The organism is Bradyrhizobium sp. HKCCYLRH3059 (assembly GCF_051168035.1).
Taxonomy (GTDB): domain Bacteria; phylum Pseudomonadota; class Alphaproteobacteria; order Rhizobiales; family Xanthobacteraceae; genus Bradyrhizobium.
The window spans coordinates 385,671-409,764 of the sequence record NZ_JBNPUF010000007.1 but is presented as its reverse complement, the minus strand read 5'-3'; the positions used below and the strand labels follow the sequence as shown (position 1 = coordinate 409,764).

Here is a 24,094-nt window from a genome sequence, read left to right as displayed (position 1 = left end):
GATGCCGCGGAGGACTGTGATGCGTAGTGCTGTTCCGGTAGGACCGATTGTCGCCACCCTCATTGCCACGATTGCGCTGTGCGGGCCGGCTCGTGCCGAGGAGCTCAACGACTATCCGACCTCGGCGCGGGCCGAATATGTGTTCGGCTGCATGAAGGCGAATGGCGAGACCAGGGAGGCGATCGCGCAGTGCTCCTGCTCGATCGACGTGATCGCTTCGATCATTCCCTATGAGCGCTACGTCACGGCCGAGACCGTCCTCAGCATGTCCCAGGTGCACAGCAATCTCGGCACCCAGTTCCGCACGTCCGAGCAGGCGGCCAACGCGCTGAACGATCTCCGCCGGGCGCAGGCCGAAGCCGAAGTGAGATGCTTCTGAAGCGCTGCCGCTCTGCCGCATCAAGTTCCTGAACCGTCGGCCGGCCAATCGTGCTCGAACACGTGGCCCTGCGTATCCTTCGCCTCCGCATGGAATTGCTTGGCGCCGTTCGACACGTAGGTGAAGCGGATGTTGGGATCCTCCGAGATCGAGATGCCGCCTTCGACCGACAGCACCAGACTGCCGTCCTGCGACAGCGTAAGCCGGTCGATGAAGAAGGCCGGAATGTAGAGCTGCGTCACCTGATCCATCTGGAGCCCGGAATTGTTGGGATGCCCGACCATGACCTGCGCTTCGCGGATGCCGCTCGTGGCGCCGTCGCTGCTTTGCGTGAACTGCCGGTAGCGCATCTGGCCGATGCGCGCCTTGGCCTCGTCCGGATTCTTCGCCGCCGGCGCCGAGCAGCCTCCGGACGCCTTGACGAAGGTCTTGACCACATAGAGCTGACCATCCGTCAGCTCGGCCACGGCATGCACATCCGTGTAGTTGTTGACGCGGACCCGCGTCGAGATCGCGGTCACATTGGCGTCCGCGCCGAGCGTGAACTTGGCCGCCATCGGCGCGGGATTCTGGTCGATCACCAGCGTGATGGTCTTGATACGGCGCTCGTCGGCGGGCGACAGCTTGCTGCGCAGGGTGACCGGAACGACCGAGGCATCCTCGGCGCGCGTCGGCATCTCGATCGACAGCACATTGGTGCCGTCCTGCATCGCCTTGTTGTTGAAGATGTCCTGGACCAGTCCCGGCCAGGGATCGTAACCATCAGCGGCCTTCGCAGGTGCGAACGCAAGCGCGAGGCATGCCCCGAGAAGCAGGGTGGACGGCAGGTGGAGCCGGATCATGGCGCAATCCTCCTCGGGCAGTCGGGTGAATTAACGATCATAGCGCGTCGCCGCCCTCATTCCCATTCCATTTCCGAGAACGCCGCCGTTGCGTTGCGGGCATTGTAGTCGTCGAACAGCTCCCATTTGCCGCGTTCCGATCCTGCCGCCCCAGCGGCGTCCGCGATCGGCCTGCCTGCCTTGATCAGCCCGCGAACGTCGTGGGCCAATGTGTCGAGGTAGCGACGCTCGTCACTGAGCGCCAGTGGCCACGGGCTGACAGGGCCATGGCCGGGAACGACGCGCTCGGCCGGGATGGTCGCGAGCGCGGCCATGTCGGCGATCCAGCCGCGCAGGCTGCCATCCATCACCGGGATGTGACGCAGGAATACGAGATCACCGGCGAACAAGGTCCGGCTCCGGTCATCATAGACGGACAGGTCGCAGTCGCTATGCGCGGTGCTCCAGGCCTTGAGCGTGAGGGTACGGCCGCCGAGGTCGAGCATCATCTCGTCGTCCACCAGGATCGACGGGGCGACGAGACGGACCTCGTCGATCAGCTCGGCGCCCATCAGGCGCCGGAACGCCTCGATGTAGTGCGGTCCGCGCAATGCAAGCGCGCGCGGCAGGTTCTTGGCGCCGACGAAGCGCGTGCCGTCGCCCTCGAATGCCGCGTTGCCGAATGCGTGATCCGGATGGGCGTGGGTGTTGATGACGTAGCGCACGGGCTTGGCGGTACGGGCGCGGACCGCTGCCAGCAGCGCGCGGCCTTCGCGGACGCTGCCGCCGGTGTCGATCACGGCGACCGCGTCGTTGCCGACGATGAAACCGACATTGGCGATGGCGCCCTCGTTCGCCGCGTTCATCAGCGCGGTCTGGCCGATGTGAACGAACACGCCGGGCGCGATCTCGCTGACCTCGAGTTCCGGCGGCATGGCAAGAGCGGCGCTGCCGAGCGCCAGCGCCCCCCAGGCGGTGATCGCGATGATCAGTTGTCTCACCATCGGCTTGCCTTGCTCGCGTGAGAGGTGTGCGTCAGGCGATGGACGTTGCGGTGCAGCAATGGGTCAACTCTTCGCGATGACGCCGGCTGTTGCACCGGAGCGGCCGGCGGCCTAGCATTTTCAAAAATACCACGATGCGTTCGATAGGGATGGAAATACGGATGACGAAGCGTCACAACCTTGCCTGCTCGCTGGCCGTTGCCGCGGGGCTCACTCTGCTCGGGCCGGCCGCCGCTTTCGCGCAGAGCAATGATGGCCTGGACCTGTCGATCGAGCTGGTCGATCCCAAGGTGCTCAGGGTCTGCGCCGATCCGCGCAACCTGCCGTTCTCGAACGAGAAGGGCGACGGCTTCGAGAACAAGCTGGCCGAGCTCTTTGCCGCCAAGCTGCAGAAGAAGGTGGACTACACGTTCTTCCCGCAGGCCACCGGATTCGTGCGCATGACGCTCGGCTCGCACCGTTGCGACGTGATCATGGGCTTTCCCCAAGGGGACGACCTGGTGCAGAGCACCAGTCCCTATTACCGGACGGCCTATGCGATCGTGACCAAGCCGGGCTCCGATCTTGCCGATGTGACGACGCTGGAGGATGCCAAGCTCAAGGGCAAGCACATCGGCATCGTGGCGGGCACGCCGCCGGCAACCAATATGGCGCTGGCCGGGCTGATGCCGACCGCAAAGCCCTATCCGCTGATGATCGACACCCGCGTCGATTCCTCGGCAGAGGCGATGATCAACGATCTGAAGTCCGGCGAGATCGATGCCGGCGTGCTGTGGGGGCCGATGGCCGGCTACTATGCCAAGCAGGCGAGCCCGCAACTGCATGTCACGCCGCTGGTGAAGGAGACCAGCGGGCCGAAGCTGATCTATCGCATCGCCATGGGTGTCCGTGGCGCGGACCAGAACTGGCGCCGTCAGCTCAACAAGCTGATCCAGGAGAACCAGGGGGAGATCAACAAGATCCTGCTCGATTTCGGGGTGCCGCTGCTGGACGAGAGCAATCATCTGATCACCGCCGAGGCTGCGGCGAAGCCATGATCGGTCGGCTCAGCGCTGCGGCATTGGCAGGCGTGCTGCTGATCGCCGCGGCGGTGCGGGCCGATGATCTCGTGCCGGAGCCGGACAGCTATCGCACCGAGAACTATCGCGCGCCGGTGCCGACGACCCTGAGCGGAGCGCGCGTGCTGTCGACGCGGGAGACCGAGGCGATCTGGCGCGCGAAGTCCGCCGTCTTCGTCGATGTGTTGCCGCGGCCGCCCAAGCCGAAGAACCTGCCGGCCGGGACGGTGTGGCGCGAGCAGCCGCGCCTGGACATTCCCGGCAGCATCTGGCTGCCCGACACCGGCTACGGGGTGCTGGCGCCCCAGACCGAGGACTATCTGAAGCGCGGCCTTGCCCGCGCTTCCGAGGGCGATTTGAGTCGTCTGCTCGTGTTCTACTGCCTCGAGGATTGCTGGATGTCGTGGAATGCCGCCAAGCGCGCGCTGACCTATGGCTACCGCAACGTCGCGTGGTATCCGGACGGGACCGACGCCTGGAGCCGCGCCGACCTGCCGCTGCAGCAGACGCAGCCCGAGCCGCGGCCTGAGGAGTGAGCGGAGAGGGCGGCGGTAGCGCATCAAATCAGCTACTCCATGTCCTGCTGGATCTCGCGCGCTAGGGCGAACAGGCGCTGGTCGATCGCGGTCGGGACCTCGCAGACGAACTTCATCACGCGACGCCGGTCCTCGAAGATGCGCGTCTCCCAGTTCAACTGGTTGGTCATCTCCTCGACCTTGGCCTGATCCGGGTTGGGGCCGCTGTGCATCTCCTGCAGCGCGATGGTGTCGCCGCGCACCTTGTCGACGGCCTCGCGCTGCTTGCGCATGACGCGCTCGAGGCCGTTCATCACCGATGTCCGCTGCGCGTTCAGCGTGTCGAACAGCCCGGCGAACAGCAGCTTGCCCTTGCGTATCTTCTCCTCGGCCGTACCGGTGAGGAAATCGGCGACGTCCTTCTGGGCCTGCTCCAGCGGGATACGGCGCGCGGCAAGCTTGGCGACGAGCTCGGCCACCTTCGCATCGTCCTTCCAGCTCGCGCCGACATCGTCGATCGGCGGGCCGGACCACACGGCGGCGATCGAGATCTCCGGCACCTTGGCCTGCGGGCAGGGCCAATCCGGATAGCGCGGATCGGCGGCCTGCGCAGCACCTGCCGACGCAGCGATGGCGACGGCCGCCAGTGTCGTTCTGAACCTCATGCCTCGCCTCCGGGACCGCGCCTGACAAACCCCCGCGACGGATCGTAGGCCAGGATCGCGCCGATCATGAAGACGGCGGTGCAGCCGCCGACCACCGCGAGCGAAACCCAGTTCAGCTTGCCATATAGCGCGAAGCGGATGAGCTCGACCGCGTGGGTGAAGGGATTGGCTTCGCAGAGATAAGCCAGCCAGGGACTGCCTTCCTCGACCCGCCAGAGCGGGTAGAGCGCCGATGAGGCGAAGAACATCGGAAAGATCACGAAGTTCATGACGCCGGCGAAATTCTCGAGCTGCTTGATGCCGGAGGAGATCAGCATGCCCAGCGCGCCGAGCATCAGGCCGGACAGGATCAGCGCCGGCAGCACCGTCAGATAGCCCATCGGCGGCGGGGTGATGTCCCAGAACCAGGCGATGGCGAGAAACGCATAGACCTGCAGCACCGAGACGGCGGTGCCGGCGAGCAGCTTGCAGAACAGCAGATAGCCGCGCGGCAGCGGGCTCACCAGCAAGGTGCGCATGTTGCCCATCTCGCGGTCGTAGACCATCGACAGCGACGACTGCATGCCGTTGAACAACTGGATCATCGCCATCAGGCCGGGCGCGATATAGACCTCGTAGGGGATATAGGTCTCGTAGGGCGGGATGATCGAGATGCCCAGCACCTGGCGGAAGCCGGCGGCGAAGATGAACAGCCAGACCAGCGGCCGTACCAGCGCCGAGACGAAGCGCTCGCGCTGATGCAGGAAGCGCAGGCCCTCGCGCCAGACGATGCCGGTGAGGCAGGTGATGTATTCGCCGGCCGAAAAGCCGCTGCGTGTGGGTGTGGGCGCGTGCACGGTGGTGACGGTCATGGCTCGGAGCTCCGCGCCGGACTGGCCTGGGTCGTCAGCCGCGCGAACGCCGCGTTGACGTCGGTCGCACCGGCCTCGGCGATGACCTGCGGGACGGGCCCGCGCGCCAGCACGCGGCCCTGATGCAGCACGACGAGATCATCGGTCGCGGCGATCTCGTCGAACAGATGCGTCGCCCAGAGCACGCCGATGCCCTGCTCGGCGACGAGCTGACGGACATGGCCGACGATGTCGGCGCGGGCCTTGACGTCGAGGCCGACGGTGGCCTCGTCGAGCAGCAGGAGGCGCGGCCGGTGCAGCAGGGCGCGAGCAATCTCCAGCCGGCGCATCTGGCCGCCGGAGAGGTCGCGCACCTTGCTGCCGGCGCGGTCGGCGAGGCCGATGCGCGCCAGCAGCTCCTCGCTGCGCGCGCGGGCCTCGCGGCGCGAGATGCCGTGCAGCGCGGCGTGGTAGAGCAGGTTCTGCGTCAGCGACAGATCGAGGTCGAGCGTGCGCGGCTGGAACACGACGCCGAGCAGCCGCAGCGCCTCGCCCGGCGTGCGGCCGATGTCATGGCCGAAAATGCCGATCTGGCCGGTCTGCACTGCGAACAGCCGGGTGATGAGCGAGAACAGCGTGCTCTTGCCGGCGCCGTTGAGACCGAGCAGGGCGGTGAAGCTCGCAGGCTGGACGGCGAAGCTGACGTCGTTGAGCGCCTTGCGTGCACCGTAGGAATGGCTGACGCCGGCGACCGACAGCGCCGGCACCTGGTCGGAGGCCGGCTGCGGGGTGGCGCCTGTGGCGTCGAGAGCGGGTGCGTTCTGCGTCGTCATGGCTGTGCAATCGTGATGCCCCAGGGCAGCTCGCCGACCTGGATGGTCTTGATCACCTTCTGCGCGGCGACATCGATCACCGAGACATCGTTGGAGACGCCGTTGGTGACCAGAAGATATTTCTCATCCGGCGTGAACTCCATGTGCCAGACGCGCTGGCCGACCAGGAGATATTTCTTCACCTCGTGGGTGGTGCCGTCGACGATGGCGACGCGATTGGCGGGGCCGAGCGCGACGAAGCCGGTCTTGCCGTCCTTGGTCAGGGCGATTCCGACCGGCTGGATCGCCTCGCTGCGCAGGCCGGGCACGGCGAACTTGATCTTGCCGGTGACCTCGCGCTTGGCGGGGTCGATGATCGAGACGGTGCCGCCAATCTCGGCCGAGACCCACAGCTCCGAGCCGTCGCTCTTGAACTCGGCAAAGCGCGGCCGCGCATCGACCAGCACGTTGGCGACGATCTTGCGGGTCGCCGTGTCGATGAAATGCGCCATGTTGGTGGTTTCGGAGGTGCAGATCAGGATCTTGCCGTCCGGACTGAGCATCATGCCCTCCGGCTCGACGCCGACCTGGACGTCGCCGATGCGGACGCGCTTCTCGAGGTCGAGCACCGTGACCGTGTTGTCGTTCTCGTTGGCGACATAGAGCGTCTTGCCGGCGGCGTCCTGCGCGAACAATTCGGGATCGGGGCCGGAGGGCAGGGTATCCACCACCTCCATCTTCTTGGCATCGATCACCTGGATGGTGTCGTCGTCGCCGACTGCCACCATCACGAACTTGCCGTCGCGCGTGAACGCGATCCCGCGCGGCCGCTGGCCGACCTTGATGGTCTTGGTGACCGTCCAGGTGTCGGTGTCGATGACGGAGACGGTGTTGCCCTTCTCGTTGGAGACGAAGGCGACGTAGGCGGAGGCGGAGGCTGCATGGGCCATGACGAGTGCGGCGATGAGCAGGCTGACTGCTGTGCCGAAGCGCTTGCAAAGCTGCGATCGCCCTTCGGGACGCGCGTGTGCGGAAGGCTCCACACCAGCACGCATGTCGGCCCGGCATATCGGACTAGGCATTCTCATCAGCATGGTTCGATCCGACATCATTGCAGCTTGCACTTGGTTTCGGGGCGGTCGACGCCGAGCGTGTCGAGTTCGGAGACCTGGTGCAGAAAGCCCTCCTGCGGCGAGACCGAGACGATCATGCGGCCGTCGGCCAGAAGGATCGGCTGGCGCAATTGCAGGTTCCAGTCGCGCAGGGAGAGGCGGGTGCCCTTGAAGGCGGCGATGGTGAAGTTCGGGCCCTTGAGGTAGTCGGCCATCGTCTTGGCGTCGCCGGAGTTGGTGCGCGAGGCGGCCTCGCCGACCATGCGCACGGCCATCCAGGCCTGCATGTCCAAGGCGTCCATGCGGCGCGAGGCGAGCTTCATGAAGCGGTTCTGCAACTGCGTCGCCCCCCACTGGTCCTGCGCCGGATCCCAGCTCGTCGGCCGCAGGCCGGCGGAGCCCGCGACGGGGCGCGGATCCCAGGTGCGGTAGGGCAGATAGTTGGCGAACACCTCGCTCTCGTCGGCGGTGACCAGCACGTCATAGGCCGGCGCCTTCTGCGTGAACACCGGCATCTGGCGCTGGATCAAGGTCACGCCGCTGTCGGTGCGGCGCGCGCCGCCGGTGTCCTCGAAGGTCCGCTCCTCGACGATCTTGGCGCCGAAGCGGGTGGCGGCGCGGCGCAGCGCGTCGGCGAACAGTCTGTCGCTGTCGTGCGAGCCGGTGACGAGCAGCCAGCGCTTCCACTGCTTCCAGACCAGATATTGCGCCAGGCCGTCGGCCAGCATCGAGCGCGTCGGTGCGACATGGATGACGTTGGCGCGGCAGTCCTGCTCACGCAGGCGGTCGTCGGTGGCGCCGACATTGAGCAAGGTGACGCCGCGGCCCCGCAACGCATCTGCGGCCTTCAGCACCGCATCCGCCGGCAGGTCCACGAGGACGAATCCCGTCTTGCCGGCGAGCTCATTGGCGGCCTGCGCGGCGTCCTCGTCATCCTTGACGCGGCGGTCGATCAAAGTGAAGCGCTGGTTGAGGAACTTGCCGGTGGTGTTGTTGTCCTCGATCGCGAGCTTCGCGCCGGCCACGCCATCATCGGCCGCAGGCTGGTCGAGCGGCGACAAGGTCTGCGGCAAGCTCGCGCGGCCGAGATAGCCGATCGCGATGTCGACCGGATCCGCCGCGCTGGCGGCGGTTGCGGCGGCGATGAGGCCGATCGCGCCCATCAGAGATCGGGCCAGAACTCCCAGGACCACACGTCCTCCCATTGTTCCCTCGTCCTTGTCCGGCGAGGTTTCGCCTTGCAAGATGAACGAATTGGCCTAGCTTTCAACCCCACTTTTGGCCGCTGTCGGGTCATTTCGGATCACGACCTTGAAACCTGCCGTTCTCCCCGCGTTCCTGATCCTGATGTCTGCGACATCAGTGCATGCCGAGCCGACCAAGGTGGCGGTGTTCGACTTCGAGCTGATCGACACCAGCCTGCAGGGCGAGGTGCAGGGCCCGCGCCAGGACGAGCAGAACAGGCTGGCGCATGCGGCCGAGCAACTGCGCGCGGCGCTGCAGGACTCCGGACGTTTTCGCGTGCTCGACATCGCTCCCGTCAACGATGCGGCGCACCACAGCAATCTGCAGGCTTGCGGCGGCTGCGACGTCAAGCTCGCGGGCGACATCGGCGCCGATCTCGCCATCACCGGGACGGTGCAGAAGGTCTCCAATCTCATCCTCAACATGAACATCTATCTGCGCGACGTTCATACCGGCAAGCCGGTCGCGGCGATGACTGCGGATATGCGCGGCAACACCGACGAATCCTGGACGCGCACCATGGCTTGGCTCGTCCGCAACCGCCTGCTGGCGCCGAACTACGGCGCGCCGCAGGCGCAGTAGCTGACGAGATATGACGGTGCATTCTCGCGGCGAATGACGCCCGAGCTTTGCGTGCCGGTCGCCCCTTGGAAAACAAGAGGCGCAGGGAAGGCCGGGAGCCTGCCGCCCCCATGGCCCGCCTGCGACAAGAAATGCAGGCGGCAGGTACCACAGGTTCGGCTGGGACATCCCGGCCCTCCCTGCGCGGATGGTCTTAACGGTTGCTTCGCGTTCTCCCCGGTGCGCCGGGCGTTCTGGTCACCGTGCGCGACGACGCGCTGTGAGCGCGCCGCCGCGGAGGCATCGGCATCGGGATGCCAGGACCACGCGACTTGGCCGTACGCCGTGACGCGTTCGTCCGCACGCTCTCACGGGGCATGTGATGCCCTGAGCATGCTGCGCGCCGCCGGCGTCCACCGCATCCCACCTCCACGTTCGTGACGACCGCGATACGCCCTCTCGACGAGGCGGGATAGGGCTAAACAATCATGATTTCCGGAAAAACGAAAGTAAAATTTTTGTCGCCGCCGGGCTGGACACTGGGATCGCCTTGTGGCGCCGAGCGAAATCCCCGTCGTCGCGCACGTGGAATCCGGGCGCCGGGCACGACAAGATCGCCTCGACGGGCGCGTCATCGCACCCGTCGGGCAAATCACGTCCGCGGCTGATATCAGCGTGCGAGCCGCGCCGCGTGCCAGCGCAGATGATCGGCCATATAGGTCGAGATGAAGTAGTAGCTGTGGTCGTAGCCCTCCTGCTTGCGCAGCAGCAGCGGGATGTGGGCCTTGTCGCAGGCCGCCTTGAGCAGCTCCGGGCGCAACTGCTGCGTCAGGAACTGATCGGCGGTGCCGACATCGACCAGCAGGTCGGAGACGCGCGCGCCGTCCTCGATCAGCGCCACCGCATCGTGCTTGCGCCACGCCGCCTTGTCGGCGCCGAGATAGCCGCCCAGGGCCTTCTCGCCCCACGGCACCTGCGAGGGCGCGACGATCGGCGAGAACGCGCTGGCCGCGCGGTAGCGGTCCGGGTTGCGCAGCGCCACCGTGAGCGCGCCATGGCCGCCCATCGAGTGGCCCATCACCGACTGGCGGCGCGGATCGACCGGGAAGTTCGCCGCGACCACGCTCGGCAGCTCCTCGGTGACGTAGCTCCACATCCGGTAGTTCTTCGCGAACGGCGCCTCGGTCGCGTCGACATAGAAGCCGGCGCCGAGGCCGAAATCATAGGCATTGTTGGGATCGCCCGGCACGCCGTCGCCGCGCGGCGAGGTGTCGGGCGCCACGAAGACCAGGCCGAGCTCGGCGCAGGCGGCACGAAACTCGCCCTTCTCGGTGACGTTGGCGTGGGTGCAGGTCAGGCCGGAGAGATACCAGACGACCGGCAGCTTCGCGCCGTCGGCATGCGGCGGCACGAACACCGAGAACGTCATCTCGGTCTTGGTCTCCTGGCTGGCGTGGCGGTAGACGCCCTGGACGCCGCCATGGGACTTGTTCTGGGAGACGGTCGTGAGGGTCATGGGATCACCTGTTCGGCAATGATGTCGGGCCGCTGGCGCGCGTGCCGCCAACGCGTGTCAGGCTGCGTCGTTCAATCGGGACGAGTCAAGCGACGCCGTTCTCGATCGCCAAACGCACCAACTCGCCGGATGTTCGCACGCCGAGCTTCTGGCGGATGATCGAGGAGGTGTTGGCGACGGTCTTGTAGGACGAGTGGATCAGCCAGGCAATCTCCGACAGGCTCTTGCCGGCGCTGAGCAGGCGAAGGATCTCGAGCTCCCGCGAGGTCAGTTTCGCCAGCGGGCTCTGCGCGACCGCGGCGCCCGCGAAGGCGATGCTGCGCGCGATCGCAGGCGGCAGATAGCTGCCGCCGCGGGCGACCTCGCGGATCGCCTCGGCGAGATCGTTCGGATCGCCGCTCTTCGAGACGTAGCCCTTGGCGCCGATGTCGATGGCGCGCGCGGCGAACACCGGATCGTCGTTCATGCTGAACATGATCAGCCGGGCATTGGCATCGTGGGCGAGGATGCGCCGCGCGAGCTCGAAGCCGGAGACGGTCGGCAGGTTGATGTCGACGACGCAGACGTCCGGCCGGCGCGCGATGAAGCTGGCTTCGCCGCTCTCGGCATCGGCGGCTTCGAGCAGCTCGAGGTCCGGATCGGTCGAGAGCAGGGCCCGGCAGCCTGATGCCACAATGGGATGGTCATCGACGATCAGTACGCGCATGGCCTTGGGGTCCCGGACTTCCAACTCGCGTCATTGTTGCGATGCATCATGGATGCATGCTGCGCGATATTGCATGATGTTGCAATTAGATCGCCGGCGGATTTGTCTGTCAATGTGAGTGCGGATGAAACACGGTGGCCGTGGGGCGGAGAGAATGTGGCAGAATTGGTCGTTGCGGACCCGCATCAACGTGCTGCTGGCGCTGCTGCTGACGCTGGGTCTCGCCATCAACATCGGCCGTCTCGTGCTGGAGGCGGCGCCGCGCGTGCTGGCGGAGGACCAGAGCGTCATCCGCCTGACGCGGGCCTTCGTCGAGACCATCATGGACGAGGTCAACGACGCGCCGGATCCGAGCGCGCGCCTCGATCGGATCGTCGGCGATCTCCGACAGCTTCGTCACGTCAGCGTGAGACGGCAGGGCATGCCGGCGCAGACCCCGACCTCTCCGGGCGTCGGCCGCGCGGCGCCGGCATGGTTCATCGCACTGGTGCATCCCGACAAGACCTCGGTGAGCATGCCGGTCATCGTCGCGGGGCGGAGCGAAACGCTGGTGATCACGTCGCACCCCGACGACGAGATCGCGGAGATCTGGGACGGCATCGTCACCCAGCTCGTCGTCGGCTCGCTGGTCGGGCTGGCGCTGTTTGCGATCACCATGCTCGTGGTCGGTCGCGCGCTGGCGCCGCTTTCGGATCTGTCGGACGCGATGAGCCAGATCGAGGCCGGCGCCTACGATACCCGCGTCAAGCCGGGCGGCGCGCCCGAGCTCGCGGCGCTCTGCGCCAAGCTCAACCATCTCGCCGGCGCGCTCGGCGAGGCGGTGGAGGAGAAGCGCCGCCTGGCCGAGCGCACGGTGTCGCTGCAGGACCACGAGCGCAAGGAGATCGCGCGCGAGCTGCACGACGAGTTCGGGCCGCATCTGTTCGCGCTGCGCGCCCATGCCAGCGCGCTGATGCGATTGCCGGACGCTGCGACGCTCGACGTCGCGGCGATGCGCCGGCACGGCCAGGCGATCCTCGACCAGGTCAACGCCGTGCAGCAGTTCAACCGCCGCATCCTCGAGCGGCTGCGGCCCGTGGGTCTCGCCGAGCTGGGCCTGCGCGAAGCGCTCGGCGCATTGGTGCGGCTGTGGCGGGAGTCGCGGCCCGAGGTCGCGATCGAGACCAGGTTCACCGACACGGTCGCGCGCAGCAATGAGACGGCGGAGCTGACGATCTACCGGGTGGTGCAGGAAGCGCTGACCAACGTGTTCCGCCACGCCGAGGCCACCACGGTCGACGTCACCATCGAGCCGCTGCAGCAGACGACGGCCGGTCATCGCCGCAGCTACACGCGGGTGCGCGTCCGCGACGACGGCCGCGGGTTCAGCCCGGAGCACAAGCTCGGATTCGGCCTCACCGGCATGCGCGAGCGGCTGCTGGCGCTCGGCGGCACCCTGACGGTGGCTTCTACCGGCACGGGCGTCACGATCGAGGCCATGGTGCCGGCGGATGCAGCGTGAGCCGTGGGCTAGGAACCAACGATCGCGCGGCGCATTCAACGAGCTACTTGCGATGGGCGTGAGCCGCAATCCGGAGCACGCGCCGGCAGCTCGCGGTGATCAGATGTCCAGAACCTTGCCTGTGCTGAGCGGCGCAGCCCTGCTGGCCGCGCTGTCGTTCCACAATGCCGTCGCGCGTGACGACGGCCGCTACGCCAACTCGCCGCTCAAGGGCTGGTTCGACAGCCTCAGAAGCGGTCGCGGCCCGTGCTGTTCGGACGCCGACGGCTTCGCGGTGTCCGATCCGGATTGGGACCTCGAAGGCACGCATTACCGGGTGCGGCTCGACGGTCAATGGATCGTCGTGCCGGACGATGCCGTCATCACGGAGCCCAACCGTGCCGGGCGCACCATGGTGTGGCCGATCAAGGGATCGCTCGGCACTTCCATCCGCTGCTTCATGCCGGGCAATCTGAGCTGAAGAGGCGGTGCGCCGCGTTCTCTCGCCGCGCCGCTGCGGCGGATCGCCCGTGCGCGCCGTGCCTTGGAACTTCGTCTCGTTCGGATGATTGCCACGCAAGGTCACGCCGCCGACGCAGCCTCATGCGAGGGAGAACCATGGACCGGACCAGCGACACTGAACTTCAGGAGAGGATTCGCAGGCGCGCTCACCAGCTCTGGGAGCAGGCCGGCCGGCCTGACGGCCGCGAGGATGAGTTCTGGTATCAGGCCGAGCGTGAGATCGGCGAGATGAGCGAGCTTCACGACGAGGCGACGGCGCCGCCGCCGACGATCCTGCCGGGGTGAGTGCGAGCAGAAAAAAGGACGAACTGATGAGCAAGGAAACGCCGAAGGACGATCCGCGCCAGGACAGCGACTGGGGCTCGATGAAGCAGACCGACAAGCCCTGGGCCGAGAAGCCCGAGAAGGAGCAGCGCTCGGAAGCGGCGAAGGACCTCGAGAAGTGGGGCGAGAGCAAAACGCATTGAGGTGGGCGGAGGTGGCCGCTCTCGCGCGATCGATGAACTCCGGCAGTGTCGAGGAAGGCCTCGTTCAACCCGGCCGTCGTTGCGAGCCGCAGCGCTGCCTCTCTCTGCCCTTCAAGGGAAGGAGGGAGGGGCCGGCCGCAGCCGGGACCATGGTCCGTATCGCCTCAGCAAGGATGAGATGAACAACGCCGAGATGAAGGCGTCTCTCCGTTGACGGGGACCCGTGCCGTCACGCGGTGTGACCCGGATCGACATCATCCGGCGTCTTCTTGTCGCGCTGCGGCGTCATCTTCGCCGGATCCTTCGCGCCCGGCACGCCGCGCGGGCCGAGCTGATCGCGCTGGATGTCGTCCTCCGAGCGGTCGGGCTCGCGTCCGTTGATGGGGAGGTCTTTTGCCATCGCCTGATCCTCTCGCTGTTCGCATCAGGGCAATGCGCGCGGTGTGCTCACGTTCCGCGCGATCCGCGCGCCGCGGCGGCAGGAACGCCGCCCCGGCGCTGCGATTGAAGCTGCAGCAACCTGTAGGAGATCAAGATGTCCGATCATCATCCCAAACCGCCGTTTCCGCCGCAGTCACAGGCCATGCCGGGAACGACCGCGGCGATGCAGCCGCGGCCCGACCATGGCGAGGCCAGCTACAAGGGCTCGGGAAAACTGACCGGCAAGAAGGCCGTCATCACCGGCGGCGACAGCGGCATCGGCCGTGCGGTCGCGATCGCCTATGCGCGCGAGGGCGCCGACATCCTGATCGCCTACCTGCAGGAGCACGATGATGCCAGGGAGGTGAAAGCGCTGGTCGAGAAGGAGGGCCGCAAGGCGGTGCTGATGCCCGGCGACATCCAGGACCCCGCGCATTGCAGGGCCATCATCCGGCGCGCCGTCGATGAGCTCGGTGGCGTCGACATTCTCGTCAACAACGCCGCCCATCAGGCGACGTTCAGCGACGTCGGCGACATCTCGGACGAAGAATGGGAGATGACGTTCCGCACCAACATCCATGCGACGTTCTATCTCGCCAAGGCGGCCGTGCCGCACATGAAGCCGGGGAGCGCGATCGTCAACACGGCCTCGGTCAATTCCGACATGCCCAATCCGACGCTGCTCGCCTACGCCACCACCAAGGGCGCGATCCAGAACTTCACCGCGGGTCTCGCCCAGATGCTGGCCGATAAGGGCATCCGCGCCAACGCGGTGGCGCCTGGTCCGATCTGGACGCCATTGATCCCCTCGACCATGCCGGAGGAAAAGGTGAAGACGTTCGGCCAGCAGGTGCCGATGAAGCGCCCCGGCCAGCCGGCCGAGCTGGCCACCGCCTATGTGATGCTCGCCGATCCCCTGTCGAGCTACACGTCGGGGACGACGGTCGCCGTCACCGGCGGCAAGCCGGTCATCTGAGGACCAGTGCACATCGTCTGCTGTCGCATTTGTCCGATATCCGACAAGTCCGTGCGTCGGCACGTCATACGCATGCCGGTGCTACGCGGCGGACATCATCGCGCACGGCGCGGGCTCGGCCTGCACCGGCCACACCGCCGCAGCGGCCGTATCACCCTGCCGCTCGTCGAGAATCCGCTTCACCGAGCGCGAGCAGAGGCCGCATTGGACCGTGCAGCCGAGACAATCATACACTTGCGCCGGCGAGCCGAAGACGATGTCGGCCGCCGTGACGATGTCGCGAATGGCCGTGTCGCTGATGACGTTGCAGGAACAGATGATCATGGCTGTTGCTCGCTCCTGCAAACGATAAGCAACCGGGATGCCAAGGTCGGCGCGCACGGCGCGGGCTAGTCAGAATCGTTCGAAGCGACCTGATGCGCGGGCACGCTTGCGGTCGTCCCGATGCGGTTCGCGGCGTGCAGCCGTATTGCGGCCAACGTCGCCTGGGCGAGCGCCTGTCCCTGCGCATCGATCCCGGTCCACTGCGCATGACGGCCGCGGGAATCGATCTCGGCGAGCGCGACGCCGGCCGGCACGTCGCTGCCGTCGCGGACGATGCCGCGCAGGATGCCGTCATAGGGGGCCGTGACCGGTGCGCCGGAGAGATGGCCGATCACGAAGCCCTTGTAGATGCGCGTGCCGATCTCGATCGGGGTATGCCATCGGCCCTCATGCGGCGAATGCACCAGGCGCTCGACACCGACGAGCGCGCCGACGTCATCCGTTGCCAGCGTCCAGCCCTCGCGCACGATCTGGCCGAGCCGGCCCGGCCGAGTCTCGATTGCGATATCGCAATTGGCTGATGGCGAGAAGCCCGGACCGATGCCGATCGAGAGCCGCGTCATGCCGCGCAAATTCGGGGTCACCGCGCGCCGCTGCATCCGCGCGTCGATCAGGACGTCGATGGTACGGACCGGCAGGAGATCGAGCAACCCGAGTGGAGTGACAAGGACGTGCCGGGGATTGCCGAGCGCCTTGAACACCTCCATCGTGCTCTCGATGCGCTCGCCCGTCACGTTCTCGATGCGGACCGTGTCGCCGAACAGGGCGTCGTGAAACGCCATCTTACGGCGCATGACCGGCGGATTGGGATCATGCGACAGCACCACGCAGAAGCCCGCACGATGCAGATGCACGCCGATCGCCGACGCGACATCGTTGGTCCCGAGGACCACGGCGAAGCGCACTGCATTCGTCCCCATGTCCTGGTCCATACGGTGTTGGCGTCTCGTGGCTGTCGGTCGTGCGACTGACAAGCGGTCTTCCAGTTCGAATGATCAGATCCGTCGAGCAAGAGTTGGACCATCAGGCATCGTTCTGAAAACGATCGCTCTGTGAAGGTCCTGCAAAGGACGCGGCACAAAAGCCGACGCTGGATGTGTCCAGAACCCGCCAATCTGTCGCGAACCCGACAGGAAAAGCTGCTTTGCCCGCCGTTTTCGCTGGCCCGGAATCTGCACAACCAGCGCATGGCGATACCCCTGGTATTTCCGATCGTTACGGAGCCTGCGCCCAGATCACGTCTGCGGCAAAGGCAGCAGCCGAAGCTTGGCAGCCGGCGTCTTGGTGGCGTTGCGGCGCAGGATCAGGACGGATGAGGTGAGCCTCGATCTCGACCAGGACGTCCGCGATCCCGCCATGGAGGCGGCTCAGACCATCACGGCGTGCCCGTTCCGTCGAGACGTGGCGGCCGCCGAGCGGCCCGCGCGCGCCGAGCAGAAAACGCTCGTGCTGACCGGCGGCTCGCGCGGCATCGGTCATGCGACCGCAAAGCTGTTCTCCGACGCCGGCTGGCGCATCATCACCTGCTCGCGCCAGCCGTTCGACGGCGGCCGCTGTCCGTGGGACGCCGGTCCCGACAACCACGTCCAGGTCGATCTGAGCGATCGCAAGGCGATCCCGCGTGCGATTGCCGACATCAAGCAGCGGCTCGACGGCGCGCCGCTGCATGCCCTGATCAACAATGCGGCGATCTCGCCGAAGGCCGAGGACGGTGGCCGGCTGGATTCGCTCGCGACCTCGGTCGAGACTTGGATGACCGTCTTTCACGTCAACTTTCTCGGACCGATCCTGCTCGCGCGCGGGCTGTTCGAGGAGCTGAAGCGCGGGCAGGGCGCGGTCGTCAACGTGACGTCGATCGTCGGCACCCGCGTCCATCCGTTTGCGGGCACTGCCTATGCGACCTCGAAGGCGGCGCTCGCCTGCCTGACCCGCGAGATGGCGCACGATTTCGCGCCGCATGGCATCCGCGTCAACGCCATCGCCCCAGGCGAGATCAAGACCGAGATGGTGTCGCCGGAGACCGAGGCGCGGTTCTCGCCGCTGATTCCGATGCGCCGGATCGGCGCGCCGGAAGAGGTCGCCAAGGTGCTGTTCTTCCTGTGCTCGGATGCGGCGAGCTACGTGACCGGCGAGGAGATTCAGATCAATGGGGGGCAGCACCTCTAGGTTGATCACCGCCGCGCGCGGCCGACACGCGGATGTGAACGCGTCATGCCGTGGCTGGCCGCAAGGAGACGAGCGGCGGGCCGCAAGTGGAAAGTTGGTGTTCAGGTGTCGTCCGTTGCGATCCGGTCGCAAACAGGCCGGCGGATGCGCAGCTATCAGGTGTCGAGTAGACAACGCGAAATCGTCAGGCGCACCGTTTTGCCGCCCGTGCGGACGTGCAATGCACGCATCGCGACGGGTGTAAACTAATTTGTTAACATCATGAAAGCCTGCAGCTTTTCTGGCCTGTCCGTTGCACACTACTTCTGCGGCAATGCAGCAAAGTTAGGCACGACAATCATCTGCAGTTAAGGGAGGATGTTAGAACACCTACAATCACGGGCGGCTTCACCAAGGCGTTCGTGACGATCAGAGAAGCGACCATGGTCCAAACGGAAACACGTCAGGTCGAAGCTCAGGACGTCAGGTCCAACGCCGTGCCGATCCCGCTCAGCGAGATCGCGCTGACCGGAATTTTCGAAATCTCGAAAATCCTCGCCGCGCCGACGCGGCTGGAGATCACCCTCGCCAACGTCGTCAACCTGCTGCAGTCCTTCATGCAGATGCGCCACGGCGTGGTGTCGCTGCTCGCCGATGACGGCATTCCCGATCTCGCAGTCGGGGCCGGGTGGAGCGAAGGCAGCGATCAGCGCTATCGCGAACGTCTGCCGCAGAAGGCGATCGACCAGATCGTCGCCACCGCCGTGCCGCTGATCGCGGAGAACGTCGCCGATCATCCCGCCTTCAGCGCCGCCGACGCGGTCACGCTCGGCGCCTGCGCCGACACCCGCGTCTCCTTCCTCGGCGTTCCCATCCGCATCGACCAGCGCGTCGTCGGCACGCTGACGATCGACCGTGTCTGGGACGGCCGCGCCGTGTTCCGGCTCGATTCCGACGTCCGCTTTCTGACCATGGTCGCCAACCTGATCGGCCAGACCATCAAGCTTCATCGGGTCGTCGCGCGGGACCGCGAGCGGCTGATGGCGGAAAGCCACCGGCTGCAGAAGGAGCTGTCGGAGCTGAAGCCGGCGCCGAAGGATCGCAAGAAGGTGCTGGTCGACGGCATCGTCGGCGACAGCCCGGCGCTGCGCGCACTGTTGGAAAAGATCAACGTCGTCGCCAAGTCGAATGCGCCGGTGCTGTTGCGGGGCGAATCCGGCACCGGCAAGGAGCTGGTGGCGAAGGCGATCCATGAACTGTCCAATCGCGCGAAGCGGCCGTTCATCAAGATCAACTGCGCCGCATTGCCGGAGACGGTGCTGGAGTCGGAGCTGTTCGGCCACGAGAAGGGCGCCTTCACCGGTGCGATCAACGCGCGCAAAGGCCGCTTCGAGCTGGCCGACAAGGGCACCTTGTTCCTCGACGAGATCGGCGAGATCTCGCCGGCGTTCCAGGCCAAGCTCTTGCGGGTGTTGCAGGAGCAGGAGTTCGAGCGCGTCGGCGGCAACCAGACCATCAAGGTCGATGTCCGCATCGTCACCGCCACCAACCGCAACCTCGAGGAGGCGGTGTCGCGCAACGAGTTCCGCGCCGACCTCTACTACCGGATCAGCGTGGTGCCCATCAAACTGCCGCCGCTGCGCGAGCGTCGCAGCGACATTCCGCAGCTGGCGCGCGAGTTCCTGCGCCGCTTCAATTGCGAGAACGAGCGCGATCTGACGTTCGACGTCAGCGCGATCGAGGTGCTGATGCATTGCGGCTTCCCCGGCAACGTGCGCGAGCTGGAGAACTGCGTGCAACGGACCGCGACCATGGCGACGGGCTCGGCGATCGGTATGGACGACTTCGCCTGCAGCCGCAACGAGTGCATGTCGGCGATCCTGTGGAAGGGCAACACGGTGACCCCGCCGCCGCCGCGCGGCCAGCCGATCGTGCCGCTGCCGATCCTGCCGCGGACCTCGGCGCCGGTCGAGGCTCCCGTCGAGTTGCCGGCGATCGATGCCGATGACGGCGAGTATTCCGATAGTTCGGAGGGCGGCGCCGTGCCGGAGCGCGACCGAATCGTGCAGGCGATGGAGCGGTCCGGCTGGGTCCAGGCCAAGGCCGCCCGCCTGCTCGGCCTCACGCCGCGTCAGATCGGCTACGCGCTGAAGAAGCACAACATCGAGGTCAAGCGGTTCTGAGCGGCGCGGCTTGATGGGATCGAAGGGCGCGCAGTAGCGCGCCCTTCTTCGTTTGGACTTTGACGCTCCGGCGTTGCCCCAATCTCCTCCGTCATTCCGGGGCGACGCACGCGCGAAGCGCGACGAGCCGGAATCCATTTCGCCGCGCGATCTGCCGCACGGTGGATTCCGGGCTCGTGCTGCGCACGCCCCGGAATGACGGAGGAGCGACCTGGGTCACGACCGGCGTTCGCGCGCGAGGTGACATCGGACAATTGCGCAGTGAGACCTCGACTCCGACGACACGCTGCTCCCGCCCTGTCGCACTTGCGACATGCTGTCGGGAGAGCGACAGCTCGCCGCGACCTGCGACGTTTAGAATCCTCCTTAGAAATCAACCAAATGCTCTCTGGCACGGCGCTTGAAAGATATCGCGCGAATGACATCGCTCGATGTCGCACGGATCGCGGGGAGCTGCACATGGCCTACAAGATCATCGCCTCACAATGCACGGTCTGCGGGGCCTGCGAGTTCGAGTGCCCGAATGCGGCCATTCGGCTCAAGAACGACATGTACATCATCGATCCGAAGAAGTGCACGGAGTGCGAGGGCCACTTCGATGCGCCGCAATGCGCCGCCGTCTGTCCGGTGCCGGACACCTGCGTCCCCGCTTGACGCGGGCCGCGGCGGAAACATTGCAAGCGGAGTGAGAGATGGCAGCGGTTCAGGAGACCATTGATCGGGTCAAGGGCATCGACGTCGATCAATATCGCTACGGGTTCGAGACCGTCATCGAATCCGAGAAGGCTCCGAAGGGGCTGTCGGAAGACACCATCCGCTTCATCTCGGCCAAGAAGAACGAGCCGGCCTGGATGCTGGAATGGCGGCTGGAGGCGTATCGCCGCTGGCTGACCATGACGGAGCCGAGCTGGGCGCGTGTCGGATACCCGAAGATCGACTATCAGGATCTCTATTACTACGCGGCGCCGAAGCCGAAGAAGAAGGTGGCCTCGCTCGACGAGATCGACCCGGAGATCCTCAAGACCTACGAGAAGCTCGGCATTCCCCTGCGCGAGGTCGAGATCCTCGAAGGCGTCGAGCGCCCGGCTGGAGGCGCGGAAGCCGACGCCGATGGCGAGGCGGCCACGCCGCGCAGCAAGATCGCGGTCGATGCCGTGTTCGATTCGGTCTCGGTGGCGACGACCTTCAAGGAGGAGCTGAAGAAGGCCGGCGTGATCTTCATGCCAATCTCCGAGGCGCTGCGCGAGCATCCGGACCTGGTGCAGAAATATCTCGGAACGGTCGTGCCGACGACCGACAATTATTTCGCGACGCTCAACTCGGCGGTGTTCTCCGACGGTTCGTTCGTCTACATCCCGCCGGGCGTGCGCTGCCCGATGGAGCTGTCCACGTATTTCCGCATCAACGAGCGCAACACCGGCCAGTTCGAGCGCACGCTGATCATCGCCGACAAGGGTGCCTACGTCTCCTATCTCGAGGGCTGCACGGCACCCCAGCGCGACGAGAACCAGCTGCACGCCGCCGTGGTCGAGCTGGTCGCGCTGGATGATGCCGAGATCAAGTACTCGACGGTGCAGAACTGGTACCCTGGCAATTCGGAGGGCGTCGGCGGCATCTATAATTTCGTCACCAAGCGCGGCGACTGCCGCGGCACCAATTCCAAGATCTCCTGGACCCAGGTCGAGACGGGATCGGCGATCACGTGGAAATATCCGAGCTGCATCCTGCGCGGCGACAATTCCAGCGGCGAGTTCTACTCGATCGCGATCTCCAACGGCTTCCAGCAGGTCGACAGCGGCACCAAAATGATCCATCTCGGCAAGAACACGTCGAGCCGGATCATCTCCAAGGGCATCGCCGCCGGAAAGTCGCAGAACACCTATCGCGGCCTCGTCAGCGCCCATCGCAAGGCCTCTGGCGCCCGCAACTTCACCGCCTGCGATTCGCTGCTGATCGGCGACAAATGCGGCGCGCACACCGTACCCTACATCGAGGCCAAGAACTCGTCGGCGGTGTTCGAGCACGAGGCGACGACGTCCAAGATCTCTGAGGACGTGCTGTTCTACTGCATCCAGCGCGGTCTGTCGCAGGAAGAGGCGGTTGGGCTCGTCGTCAACGGCTTCGTCAAGGACGTGCTGCAGCAGCTGCCGATGGAGTTCGCGGTCGAGGCGCAGAAGCTGATCTCGATCTCGCTGGAAGGTTCGGTTGGATGACGGCGTCGCGCGGCGACAACATCACAAGGAGTGTTCGATGACGGCCTTGCTCGAAATCAAGGGGCTCCATGCCGAGATCGCCGGCGGACGGAAGATCATCCAGGGCCTGGACCTGACCGTGAACAAGGGCGAGATCCACGCCATCATGGGGCCGAACGGTGCCGGCAAGTCGACGCTGTCCTACGTGCTCGCCGGCAAGCCCGGCTACGAGGTCACCGCCGGTGAGGTCTATCTCAACGGCGAGGACCTCTTGGCAATGGAGGCCGATGAGCGCGCCGCCAAGGGCGTGTTCCTGGCGTTCCAATATCCGCTGGAGATCCCGGGTGTCGCGACCTTGACGTTCCTGCGGGCCGCCTTCAACGCCCAGCGGAAGGCGCGCGGCGAAGAGGAGCTGTCGTCGCCGGATCTTATCAAGCGCGTGCGCGAGATCGCCAAGACGCTCAACATCGACGCCGACATGCTGAAGCGGCCGCTCAATGTCGGCTTCTCCGGCGGCGAGAAGAAGCGCAACGAGACCCTGCAGATGGCGCTGCTGCAGCCCTCGCTCTGCGTGCTCGACGAGACTGACTCCGGTCTCGACATCGACGCGCTGAAGGTGGTCGCCAGCGGCGTCAATGCGCTGCGCTCGGCCGAGCGGGGCATGATCGTCATCACCCACTATCAGCGGCTGCTCGACTACATCGTGCCCGACATCGTTCACGTCTTCGCGGCGGGCCGCATCGTCCGCACCGGGACCGCGGACCTCGCGCGCGAGCTCGAGGCGACCGGTTACGCCCAGTATCAGAGCGAAGCGGCGTAGGGCGGAGCACGAGCATGGGCGTCGCGATCCGCAAGACCAAGGCCGAGCTCGGGCTGGCCGATCTGTACCAGGGCGCCCGCCGTTATCTGCCGGGCGGCGAGGAGATCACGGCGGTGCGCGCCGCCGCTTTTGACCGCTTCAACGCGGTCGGCCTGCCGCATCGGCGCGTCGAGGCGTGGCGCTACACCGATCTGCGCACGCAGATGAAGGAGGCCAAGCGGCTGGCCTCGCTGCCCGATGACGCCGCCAAGACCAAGGCGCGCGAGGCGAGCGACCTGTTCGCGGGCACTGGCTTCCGCAAGCTGATGATCGTTGACGGTGCCTTCGTGCCCGAGCTGTCCGACCTCGCCGATCTCGGGCCCGGCCTCACCATCCAGCCGATGGCCGACGCGCTCGCGGCCGACAAGCCGCTGCTGTCGCAGCGGCTCGGTCCGGTCGTGCCGGACGACGATCCGGCGCTGGCGCTCAACACCGCGCTGGCTGCCAATGGCGTCGTGATCCTGGTGGCGCCGGGCACGGCGCTGAGCCGGCCAATCCACGTCGCGTTCGTCACGACGAACTGGGTCGCAACCTCGATGTACACGCGGTCGCTGGTCAATATCGGAACTGGGGCCAGCGCCACCATCGTCGAGTCGCATCAGGGGCCCGACGGCAGCGAATATCAGGTCAACACCGCGATGCAGCTCGTCGTCGGCGACGAGGCGCGGATCGACCATGTCAAGGTGACCCGGGAGGGCAACAGCGCGCTGCACATCTCCTCGCTGCTCGCCAATATCGGCGCGCGCGCGACCTTCAATCAGCTCGGCTTCGTCGCCGGTGGCAGCCTGGTGCGCAGCCAGCTGTTCGTGCACATCGCGGGCGAGGGAACCGTAGCCGACATCCGCGGCGGATCGCTGCTGTCCGGCGCCCAGCATGCCGACACGACCTTGGCGATCGAGCATGCCGCCGAGAACTGCCAGAGCCGCGAGACCTTCAAGGCTGTCGTCGGCGACACCGCGCGCGCGGTGTTCCAGGGCAAGATCACGGTCAGCCCCGGCGCGCAGAAGACCGACGCCAAGATGATGTCACGGGCGCTGCTGTTGTCCGACGAGGCCGAAGCCGACAGCAAGCCGGAGCTCGAAATCTTCGCCGACGATGTGCAATGCGGCCACGGCACCACGACCGGCGCGATCGATGACGAGCTGCTGTTCTATCTGATGGCGCGCGGCATTCCGCCGAAGGAAGCCAAGGCGCTGCTGATCCAGGCCTTCGTCGGCGAGATCATCGAGGGCGCCGCCAATGAGAGCGTGCGGGCGGCGCTAACGGAGGCGATGCTGGGCTGGCTCGGACAACGGGAGTAGG

The 24,094-nt window shown here is 66.2% G+C and carries 27 protein-coding genes; 15 read left to right on the top strand and 12 right to left on the bottom strand.

Annotated elements, in window-relative coordinates; translation table 11 throughout:
- The first annotated feature begins 19 nt into the window (after positions 1-19).
- Positions 20-379 carry a hypothetical protein gene (locus ACQR13_RS23565; protein WP_315713197.1) on the top strand — a complete coding sequence of 120 codons (360 nt, stop codon included), beginning with the start codon at positions 20-22 and terminating at the stop codon, positions 377-379.
- A gap of 20 nt (positions 380-399) precedes the next feature.
- On the opposite strand, the gene ACQR13_RS23560 is transcribed toward ACQR13_RS23565, so the two are convergent.
- Positions 400-1,221 carry a quinoprotein dehydrogenase-associated SoxYZ-like carrier gene (locus ACQR13_RS23560; RefSeq protein WP_316166054.1) on the bottom strand — a complete coding sequence of 274 codons (822 nt, stop codon included), beginning with the start codon at positions 1,219-1,221 and terminating at the stop codon, positions 400-402.
- Between the two features lie 56 nt (positions 1,222-1,277).
- Complete coding sequence (locus tag ACQR13_RS23555) at positions 1,278-2,204, bottom strand: quinoprotein relay system zinc metallohydrolase 2 (protein ID WP_434863279.1); 927 nt, start codon at positions 2,202-2,204, stop codon at positions 1,278-1,280.
- Between the two features lie 161 nt (positions 2,205-2,365).
- On the opposite strand from ACQR13_RS23555, the gene ACQR13_RS23550 reads away from it, so the two are divergent.
- Positions 2,366-3,241, top strand: coding sequence for a substrate-binding domain-containing protein (locus ACQR13_RS23550; RefSeq protein WP_315713192.1), 876 nt, complete (start codon positions 2,366-2,368; stop codon positions 3,239-3,241).
- The gene (locus ACQR13_RS23545) at positions 3,238-3,798 is read left to right on the top strand and encodes a PQQ-dependent catabolism-associated CXXCW motif protein (protein WP_315752814.1); all 561 of its coding nucleotides are present in this window, start codon (positions 3,238-3,240) and stop codon (positions 3,796-3,798) included. The genes ACQR13_RS23550 and ACQR13_RS23545 overlap by 4 nt, the downstream gene beginning before the upstream one ends.
- Positions 3,799-3,830: 32 nt before the next feature.
- Here the strand turns inward: ACQR13_RS23545 and ACQR13_RS23540 are convergent, their stop codons facing one another.
- From ACQR13_RS23540 to ACQR13_RS23520, 5 genes are all read right to left on the bottom strand, one after another.
- On the bottom strand, positions 3,831-4,442 hold the full coding sequence (locus ACQR13_RS23540; RefSeq protein ID WP_315752815.1) for a hypothetical protein: 612 nt from the start codon (positions 4,440-4,442) through the stop codon (positions 3,831-3,833).
- Positions 4,439-5,293: an ABC transporter permease gene (locus ACQR13_RS23535; RefSeq protein WP_315825186.1), complete on the bottom strand. Its 855-nt coding sequence runs from the start codon at positions 5,291-5,293 to the stop codon at positions 4,439-4,441. The genes ACQR13_RS23540 and ACQR13_RS23535 overlap by 4 nt, the downstream gene beginning before the upstream one ends.
- Positions 5,290-6,105 carry an ABC transporter ATP-binding protein gene (locus tag ACQR13_RS23530; RefSeq protein ID WP_315752817.1) on the bottom strand — a complete coding sequence of 272 codons (816 nt, stop codon included), beginning with the start codon at positions 6,103-6,105 and terminating at the stop codon, positions 5,290-5,292. The genes ACQR13_RS23535 and ACQR13_RS23530 overlap by 4 nt, the downstream gene beginning before the upstream one ends.
- On the bottom strand, positions 6,102-7,034 hold the full coding sequence (locus tag ACQR13_RS23525; RefSeq protein ID WP_315752818.1) for a YVTN family beta-propeller repeat protein: 933 nt from the start codon (positions 7,032-7,034) through the stop codon (positions 6,102-6,104). The genes ACQR13_RS23530 and ACQR13_RS23525 overlap by 4 nt, the downstream gene beginning before the upstream one ends.
- Before the next feature lie 158 nt (positions 7,035-7,192).
- The gene (locus ACQR13_RS23520) at positions 7,193-8,401 is read right to left on the bottom strand and encodes an ABC transporter substrate-binding protein (protein WP_315752819.1); all 1,209 of its coding nucleotides are present in this window, start codon (positions 8,399-8,401) and stop codon (positions 7,193-7,195) included.
- A 142-nt stretch (positions 8,402-8,543) separates the two neighbouring features.
- On the opposite strand from ACQR13_RS23520, the gene ACQR13_RS23515 reads away from it, so the two are divergent.
- Entirely contained in the window at positions 8,544-9,023 is a 480-nt protein-coding gene (locus tag ACQR13_RS23515; RefSeq protein WP_315752900.1) for a DUF3280 domain-containing protein, read from the top strand.
- 649 nt (positions 9,024-9,672) lie between these two features.
- Here the strand turns inward: ACQR13_RS23515 and fghA are convergent.
- The gene (gene fghA, locus ACQR13_RS23510) at positions 9,673-10,518 is read right to left on the bottom strand and encodes an S-formylglutathione hydrolase (protein WP_315752820.1); all 846 of its coding nucleotides are present in this window, start codon (positions 10,516-10,518) and stop codon (positions 9,673-9,675) included.
- Between the two features lie 85 nt (positions 10,519-10,603).
- A complete protein-coding gene (locus ACQR13_RS23505; RefSeq protein WP_315713180.1) occupies positions 10,604-11,224 on the bottom strand; it encodes a response regulator transcription factor in 621 nt (206 codons plus the stop codon).
- 154 nt (positions 11,225-11,378) lie between these two features.
- On the opposite strand from ACQR13_RS23505, the gene ACQR13_RS23500 reads away from it, so the two are divergent.
- The 4 genes from ACQR13_RS23500 to ACQR13_RS23485 all read left to right on the top strand — a co-directional run bounded on the left by ACQR13_RS23500 (position 11,379) and on the right by ACQR13_RS23485 (position 13,693).
- Positions 11,379-12,725 (top strand): ATP-binding protein, encoded by a 1,347-nt coding sequence (locus ACQR13_RS23500; protein WP_316166064.1) that lies wholly within the window; start codon positions 11,379-11,381, stop codon positions 12,723-12,725.
- 103 nt (positions 12,726-12,828) lie between these two features.
- The gene (locus ACQR13_RS23495) at positions 12,829-13,185 is read left to right on the top strand and encodes a hypothetical protein (RefSeq protein WP_315713178.1); all 357 of its coding nucleotides are present in this window, start codon (positions 12,829-12,831) and stop codon (positions 13,183-13,185) included.
- 137 nt (positions 13,186-13,322) lie between these two features.
- Positions 13,323-13,511 (top strand): DUF2934 domain-containing protein, encoded by a 189-nt coding sequence (locus ACQR13_RS23490; RefSeq protein WP_315713177.1) that lies wholly within the window; start codon positions 13,323-13,325, stop codon positions 13,509-13,511.
- Positions 13,512-13,537: 26 nt separating this feature from the next.
- On the top strand, positions 13,538-13,693 hold the full coding sequence (locus tag ACQR13_RS23485; protein ID WP_315752823.1) for a hypothetical protein: 156 nt from the start codon (positions 13,538-13,540) through the stop codon (positions 13,691-13,693).
- A 229-nt stretch (positions 13,694-13,922) separates the two neighbouring features.
- Here ACQR13_RS23485 and ACQR13_RS23480 read toward each other — a convergent pair whose 3' ends face one another.
- The gene (locus ACQR13_RS23480; protein ID WP_315713176.1) at positions 13,923-14,093 is read right to left on the bottom strand and encodes a hypothetical protein; all 171 of its coding nucleotides are present in this window, start codon (positions 14,091-14,093) and stop codon (positions 13,923-13,925) included.
- 135 nt (positions 14,094-14,228) lie between these two features.
- On the opposite strand from ACQR13_RS23480, the gene ACQR13_RS23475 reads away from it, so the two are divergent.
- Positions 14,229-15,089, top strand: a complete 861-nt coding sequence (locus tag ACQR13_RS23475) for an SDR family oxidoreductase (RefSeq protein ID WP_434863278.1) — start codon at positions 14,229-14,231, stop codon at positions 15,087-15,089.
- Between the two features lie 81 nt (positions 15,090-15,170).
- Here ACQR13_RS23475 and ACQR13_RS23470 read toward each other — a convergent pair whose 3' ends face one another.
- Together ACQR13_RS23470 and ACQR13_RS23465 are read right to left on the bottom strand one after the other, a co-directional pair.
- Positions 15,171-15,413 (bottom strand): (2Fe-2S)-binding protein, encoded by a 243-nt coding sequence (locus ACQR13_RS23470; RefSeq protein WP_315752825.1) that lies wholly within the window; start codon positions 15,411-15,413, stop codon positions 15,171-15,173.
- A gap of 65 nt (positions 15,414-15,478) precedes the next feature.
- The gene (locus ACQR13_RS23465) at positions 15,479-16,333 is read right to left on the bottom strand and encodes a xanthine dehydrogenase (RefSeq protein ID WP_315752826.1); all 855 of its coding nucleotides are present in this window, start codon (positions 16,331-16,333) and stop codon (positions 15,479-15,481) included.
- Between the two features lie 397 nt (positions 16,334-16,730).
- Between ACQR13_RS23465 and ACQR13_RS23460 the strand changes: the two genes are divergently transcribed.
- From ACQR13_RS23460 to sufD, 6 genes are all read left to right on the top strand, one after another.
- Entirely contained in the window at positions 16,731-17,579 is an 849-nt protein-coding gene (locus tag ACQR13_RS23460; RefSeq protein ID WP_434863277.1) for an SDR family NAD(P)-dependent oxidoreductase, read from the top strand.
- A gap of 422 nt (positions 17,580-18,001) precedes the next feature.
- Positions 18,002-19,741: a nif-specific transcriptional activator NifA gene (gene nifA / locus ACQR13_RS23455; protein ID WP_315752828.1), complete on the top strand. Its 1,740-nt coding sequence runs from the start codon at positions 18,002-18,004 to the stop codon at positions 19,739-19,741.
- Between the two features lie 459 nt (positions 19,742-20,200).
- Positions 20,201-20,395 carry a 4Fe-4S dicluster domain-containing protein gene (locus tag ACQR13_RS23450; protein ID WP_008961670.1) on the top strand — a complete coding sequence of 65 codons (195 nt, stop codon included), beginning with the start codon at positions 20,201-20,203 and terminating at the stop codon, positions 20,393-20,395.
- Between the two features lie 38 nt (positions 20,396-20,433).
- Positions 20,434-21,954 (top strand): Fe-S cluster assembly protein SufB, encoded by a 1,521-nt coding sequence (sufB, locus tag ACQR13_RS23445; protein WP_315768880.1) that lies wholly within the window; start codon positions 20,434-20,436, stop codon positions 21,952-21,954.
- Positions 21,955-21,991: 37 nt separating this feature from the next.
- Positions 21,992-22,753 (top strand): Fe-S cluster assembly ATPase SufC, encoded by a 762-nt coding sequence (gene sufC, locus ACQR13_RS23440; protein ID WP_315752830.1) that lies wholly within the window; start codon positions 21,992-21,994, stop codon positions 22,751-22,753.
- Between the two features lie 14 nt (positions 22,754-22,767).
- Positions 22,768-24,093: a Fe-S cluster assembly protein SufD gene (gene sufD / locus ACQR13_RS23435; RefSeq protein WP_316183909.1), complete on the top strand. Its 1,326-nt coding sequence runs from the start codon at positions 22,768-22,770 to the stop codon at positions 24,091-24,093.
- The last annotated feature ends 1 nt before the right edge of the window (position 24,094 follow it).

Bases quoted from the DNA above. Each gene is read 5' to 3' on its own strand.
- ACQR13_RS23450 (WP_008961670.1), top strand. From the start codon at position 20,201: ATGGCCTACAAGATCATCGCCTCACAATGCACGGTCTGCGGGGCCTGC.
- ACQR13_RS23555 (WP_434863279.1), bottom strand. From the start codon at position 2,204: ATGGTGAGACAACTGATCATCGCGATCACCGCCTGGGGGGCGCTGGCG.
- ACQR13_RS23560 (WP_316166054.1), bottom strand. From the start codon at position 1,221: ATGATCCGGCTCCACCTGCCGTCCACCCTGCTTCTCGGGGCATGCCTC.
- ACQR13_RS23565 (WP_315713197.1), top strand. From the start codon at position 20: ATGCGTAGTGCTGTTCCGGTAGGACCGATTGTCGCCACCCTCATTGCC.
- ACQR13_RS23465 (WP_315752826.1), bottom strand. From the start codon at position 16,333: ATGGGGACGAATGCAGTGCGCTTCGCCGTGGTCCTCGGGACCAACGAT.
- ACQR13_RS23530 (WP_315752817.1), bottom strand. From the start codon at position 6,105: ATGACGACGCAGAACGCACCCGCTCTCGACGCCACAGGCGCCACCCCG.
- ACQR13_RS23505 (WP_315713180.1), bottom strand. From the start codon at position 11,224: ATGCGCGTACTGATCGTCGATGACCATCCCATTGTGGCATCAGGCTGC.
- nifA (WP_315752828.1), top strand. From the start codon at position 18,002: ATGGTCCAAACGGAAACACGTCAGGTCGAAGCTCAGGACGTCAGGTCC.
- ACQR13_RS23490 (WP_315713177.1), top strand. From the start codon at position 13,323: ATGGACCGGACCAGCGACACTGAACTTCAGGAGAGGATTCGCAGGCGC.
- fghA (WP_315752820.1), bottom strand. From the start codon at position 10,518: ATGACCCTCACGACCGTCTCCCAGAACAAGTCCCATGGCGGCGTCCAG.
- ACQR13_RS23550 (WP_315713192.1), top strand. From the start codon at position 2,366: ATGACGAAGCGTCACAACCTTGCCTGCTCGCTGGCCGTTGCCGCGGGG.
- ACQR13_RS23515 (WP_315752900.1), top strand. From the start codon at position 8,544: ATGTCTGCGACATCAGTGCATGCCGAGCCGACCAAGGTGGCGGTGTTC.
- sufD (WP_316183909.1), top strand. From the start codon at position 22,768: ATGGGCGTCGCGATCCGCAAGACCAAGGCCGAGCTCGGGCTGGCCGAT.
- ACQR13_RS23485 (WP_315752823.1), top strand. From the start codon at position 13,538: ATGAGCAAGGAAACGCCGAAGGACGATCCGCGCCAGGACAGCGACTGG.
- ACQR13_RS23500 (WP_316166064.1), top strand. From the start codon at position 11,379: ATGTGGCAGAATTGGTCGTTGCGGACCCGCATCAACGTGCTGCTGGCG.
- ACQR13_RS23520 (WP_315752819.1), bottom strand. From the start codon at position 8,401: ATGGGAGGACGTGTGGTCCTGGGAGTTCTGGCCCGATCTCTGATGGGC.
- ACQR13_RS23545 (WP_315752814.1), top strand. From the start codon at position 3,238: ATGATCGGTCGGCTCAGCGCTGCGGCATTGGCAGGCGTGCTGCTGATC.
- ACQR13_RS23540 (WP_315752815.1), bottom strand. From the start codon at position 4,442: ATGAGGTTCAGAACGACACTGGCGGCCGTCGCCATCGCTGCGTCGGCA.
- ACQR13_RS23535 (WP_315825186.1), bottom strand. From the start codon at position 5,293: ATGACCGTCACCACCGTGCACGCGCCCACACCCACACGCAGCGGCTTT.
- ACQR13_RS23525 (WP_315752818.1), bottom strand. From the start codon at position 7,034: ATGGCCCATGCAGCCTCCGCCTCCGCCTACGTCGCCTTCGTCTCCAAC.
- sufC (WP_315752830.1), top strand. From the start codon at position 21,992: ATGACGGCCTTGCTCGAAATCAAGGGGCTCCATGCCGAGATCGCCGGC.
- ACQR13_RS23475 (WP_434863278.1), top strand. From the start codon at position 14,229: ATGTCCGATCATCATCCCAAACCGCCGTTTCCGCCGCAGTCACAGGCC.
- sufB (WP_315768880.1), top strand. From the start codon at position 20,434: ATGGCAGCGGTTCAGGAGACCATTGATCGGGTCAAGGGCATCGACGTC.
- ACQR13_RS23480 (WP_315713176.1), bottom strand. From the start codon at position 14,093: ATGGCAAAAGACCTCCCCATCAACGGACGCGAGCCCGACCGCTCGGAG.
- ACQR13_RS23470 (WP_315752825.1), bottom strand. From the start codon at position 15,413: ATGATCATCTGTTCCTGCAACGTCATCAGCGACACGGCCATTCGCGAC.
- ACQR13_RS23495 (WP_315713178.1), top strand. From the start codon at position 12,829: ATGTCCAGAACCTTGCCTGTGCTGAGCGGCGCAGCCCTGCTGGCCGCG.